The following is a 3779-nucleotide window of genomic DNA, read 5'->3' as shown; positions in this document are numbered from 1 at the left end:
TCGCCGAGCTCTTCCTCGATGCGCATCTCGGCATTGCCGCCGAGCTTGATGTCGGTGCCGCGGCCGGCCATGTTGGTGGCGATGGTGATGGCGCCGGGCTTGCCGGCCTGGGCGACGATCGCCGCCTCGCGCTCGTGATGGCGGGCGTTCAGCACTTCGAAATCGGTAAAACCTTCCTTGCGCAGGCGCTCGGCCAGCTGCTCGGACTTTTCGATGGAAGTGGTGCCGACCAGCGTCGGCTGGCCCTTGGCGCTGGCTTCGCGGATCTCTCTCACGATCGCCTTGTATTTCTCCTCGACCGTCCGGTAGACCTCGTCGTCCTCGTCGATGCGCACGACCGGCAGATTGGTCGGGATCTCGGTGACTTCGAGACCGTAGATGTTGCCGAATTCCTCGGCCTCGGTCAGCGCCGTGCCGGTCATGCCGGAGAGCTTCTTGTAGAGGCGGAAATAATTCTGGAAGGTGACGGAGGCCAGCGTCTGGTTCTCCGGCTGGATCGCCACATGCTCCTTGGCTTCGAGCGCCTGGTGCAGGCCTTCCGAATAGCGGCGGCCCGGCATCATGCGGCCGGTGAACTCGTCGATGATGACGATCTCGCCGTTGCGGACGATGTAGTCCTTGTCCTTCTGGAACAGCCGGTGCGCCTTCAGCGCGTTGTTGACGTGATGGACGATGGCGACGTTCTCGACGTCGTAGAGCGACTCGCCCTTGAGCAGGCCGGCATCGCGCAAAAGGTTCTCGAGCTTCTCGGTGCCTTCCTCGGTGAAGATCGAGGTCTTCTGCTTCTCGTCGATCTCATAATCCTGCGGCTGCAGCTGGATGATGAAGGTGTCGATGGTGTTGTACATTTCCGAACGGTCCTCGAGCGGACCGGAAATGATCAGCGGCGTGCGCGCCTCGTCGACCAGGATGGAATCGACTTCGTCGACGATCGCGTAATTGTGACCGCGCTGCACCATCTGGGCGCGCTCGTATTTCATGTTGTCGCGCAGATAGTCGAAGCCGAGCTCGTTGTTGGTGGCGTAGGTGACATCGGCGGCGTAGGCGGCGCTGCGCTCCTCGTCAGACAGGCCATGGACGATGACGCCGACCGAGAGGCCGAGGAACTTGTAGACGCGGCCCATCCATTCGGAGTCGCGGGTGGCCAGGTAATCGTTGACGGTGACGACGTGGACGCCTTTGCCGGCGAGCGCATTGAGGTAGACCGGCAGCGTCGCGACCAGGGTCTTGCCCTCGCCGGTGCGCATCTCGGCAATACCGCCATTGTGCAGCACCATGCCGCCGATCAGCTGGACATCGAAGGGGCGCATGCCGAGCACGCGGCGCGCTGCCTCGCGGGCGGTGGCGAAGGCCGGCACCAACAGGTCGTCGAGTGTGGCGCCATTGGCTATGTCCTGGCGGAACTTCGCGGTGCGGCCGACCAACTCCTCGTCGGAGAGCGCCCGCATCTCGTTTTCCATGGCGTTGATCGCCTCGACACGGGGCCGGGTCGATTTGACCCGACGGTCGTTGGAGGAACCGAAAACCTTACGGGCGAGACCGCCGAGACTGACCATCCAATGGTCCTTTCGATAGAATTCTCAATCTTGAGATGAGCGCCGGCCGGCCCCATCAATTCCACGTGAACACTGGCGAACACATTAGTGAACACTGGCAAACACAAAAAGCGCCCGGAAAACGGTTCTGGACGCAAAGTCGTTGGACAGATAAGAGGGGGCTCAACTGATGTCAACGCCGCGCTGGCCCTGCTGGCTGCGCCAAATTCCGCCACAATCTGGCCGATCTGGAAGCACCCTCTTAACAATCCCCACCGGAGTCCACCCTATGTCCCTGTTGTTCCGCCGCGCGTCGCTCGCCAGCCTTGGCTTGGCCGTCGGCCTGTCGGCCCTTTCGCTCTCGCCGCTGATGGCGCAGCAAACCGCTCCCGCCCCGGCGGATGCAGCAGCGCCAGCCGCGGCACCGGTCGATCCGAATAAGGTTATCGCCACGGTCAACGGCCAGCCCCTGACCGAAGCCGATCTGGTGCTTGCCGAAGGGGAATTGTCACAGCAGTTCGCGCAATTGCCACCCGAGCAGCGCCGTGCCGCAGCGCTCTCGGCTGCCATCGAGATCCGTGTCATGGCCGCCCAGGCGGTCACGTCAGGGCTCGACAAGGATCCCGACTTCCAGCGCCGCATGGCCTTCCTGCAGCAGCGCGCGCTGCATGGCGAGATGGTCGAGAAGGGCGTCGTCGACAAGGTCACCGACGCCGAGGTCCGCGCCCGCTACGACCAGGAAATCGCCAACACGCCGCCCACCAACGAGCTGCATGCCCGTCACATCCTCGTGAAGACGAAGGAAGAGGCCGAGGCCATCATCAAGCAGCTCGACGGCGGCGCCGACTTCCAGAAGCTCGCCAACGAGCACACCAGCGATCCCTCGGGCAAGACCAGCGGCGGCGATCTCGGCTGGTTCGGACCTGGCCAGATGGTGCCGGAGTTCGACAAGGCGGCCTCCGCGCTCGAGGTCGGCAAATACACCGAGCAGCCGGTGCAGTCGCAGTTCGGCTGGCATGTCATCAAGCTCGAGGACAAGCGCACCAAGCAGCCGCCGGCCTTCGACGACGTCAAGGACCAGGCCAAGCAGGCGGTCATCCGCGACAAATATTTTGCGCTGGTCAAGTCGCTGCGCGCCGGCGCCAAGATCGAGATCCCCGACGCGAACCTGAAGAAGACGGTCGATACGCTGGAAAGCGCCAAGTAAGACTGATAGCTCTTTGAAAAGGGCGCGGCAGCCAGGGGTTGCCGCGCCCTTTTTCATCGCCGTTTTTTAAGGGGCGGGCGCCGCTATGCCTCGCATCACGTAGTTGACCGCCTTGCCGATGGCGGCTTCGTCCTCGTCGAGCCGGTTGGTCAACAGATGTCTCCAGGCGAAGGAGGCGATCAGGTCTGCGACAACAGCTGAATCGACGCCGGCCGGGATTTCGCCCCTTGCCTTGGCGCGTTCGATGATCTGGCCGGTATGGGAGCGTCGGCCCAGCGAGTAGTCGGCAAGGGCCGCGGCAGCGGTCTCGTCCGACTGCGCCTCGGCGATCAGCGACCGGAACACGCTTCCCGACGATGTCTCGCGCCAGTGGGTGAACAGGTTTTTCAGGAAGCCGACGAGATCCTCCTCCAGCCGCCCGGTATCGGGAACCTCGACGCGCTTCTGGCGCTGATAGACCTCAAGCAGCAATGCCGCCTTGCTCGGCCACCAGCGATAGATGGTGGGTTTGCCGGCGCGGGCCCGCCGCGCCACCGCCTCGATCGAGAAACCGGCATAACCGGCTTCGACCAGTACGGCCTCGGCGGCTTCGAGAATGGCATCGGCGCTGTCGGGGTTGCGCCGCGCACCGATCGATCTGCGCGCCGGATCGGCGTCCTCGGCCATCTCTGTCTCCTCGCCAACACTATCGCCGGCAATATAGGCGACCCGACGCTCAAACGAAACGGCGCGTTTTCAAGCTTCGGGAACGGATGGTAGCGGCAGGGGTTAAGTTCATTCTCTGAAAGTCTACCGCCGTGTCGGTTGGCGAAGCTCCAAACGCAAAAACCCGCCGGGCGGCGGGTCACTGGCGCAAATCAGCACCATGGGCAAAAATGTAGCATAGCTGCCCTCACCGAGTCAAGAAAAAATTCCTATCGCCATGAGGCGCCGCCAGCTTGAATTGCCCGGCTGGCCGTGGGATCACGCCTACTGCATCGCCTGCGATGTCTCGGATTCGATACGCCAGCCGCCGCCGGCCTTGACCACCCCAAGCG

At 63.3% G+C, this 3779-nt stretch carries 3 protein-coding genes; 1 reads left to right on the top strand and 2 read right to left on the bottom strand.

From position 1 onward, the window contains the following. Nucleotides 1-1556 (bottom strand): preprotein translocase subunit SecA (gene secA / locus EN893_RS23410; RefSeq protein ID WP_128361807.1); only part of this gene is annotated, 1556 nt, incomplete at its 3' end. Between the two features lie 268 nt (nucleotides 1557-1824). On the opposite strand from secA, the gene EN893_RS23405 reads away from it, so the two are divergent. After that, complete coding sequence (locus EN893_RS23405; RefSeq protein WP_127269307.1) at nucleotides 1825-2742, top strand: peptidylprolyl isomerase; 918 nt, start codon at nucleotides 1825-1827, stop codon at nucleotides 2740-2742. Nucleotides 2743-2808: 66 nt separating this feature from the next. Here the strand turns inward: EN893_RS23405 and EN893_RS23400 are convergent, their stop codons facing one another. Beyond that, nucleotides 2809-3408, bottom strand: coding sequence for a TetR/AcrR family transcriptional regulator (locus EN893_RS23400; RefSeq protein WP_127269306.1), 600 nt, complete (start codon nucleotides 3406-3408; stop codon nucleotides 2809-2811). Nucleotides 3409-3779: the final 371 nt, after the last annotated feature.

Origin of the sequence: Mesorhizobium sp. M7A.F.Ca.CA.004.04.2.1 (genome assembly GCF_004022825.1) — a bacterium.
In the GTDB taxonomy this organism is placed as follows: domain Bacteria; phylum Pseudomonadota; class Alphaproteobacteria; order Rhizobiales; family Rhizobiaceae; genus Mesorhizobium.
This window is presented reverse-complemented; position numbering and strand designations above follow the sequence as displayed.

What these genes read in the sequence shown, in the direction of transcription:
- EN893_RS23400 (WP_127269306.1), bottom strand. Translation starts at nt 3,408, where the DNA reads ATGGCCGAGGACGCCGATCCGGCGCGCAGATCGATCGGTGCGCGGCGC.
- EN893_RS23405 (WP_127269307.1), top strand. Translation starts at nt 1,825, where the DNA reads ATGTCCCTGTTGTTCCGCCGCGCGTCGCTCGCCAGCCTTGGCTTGGCC.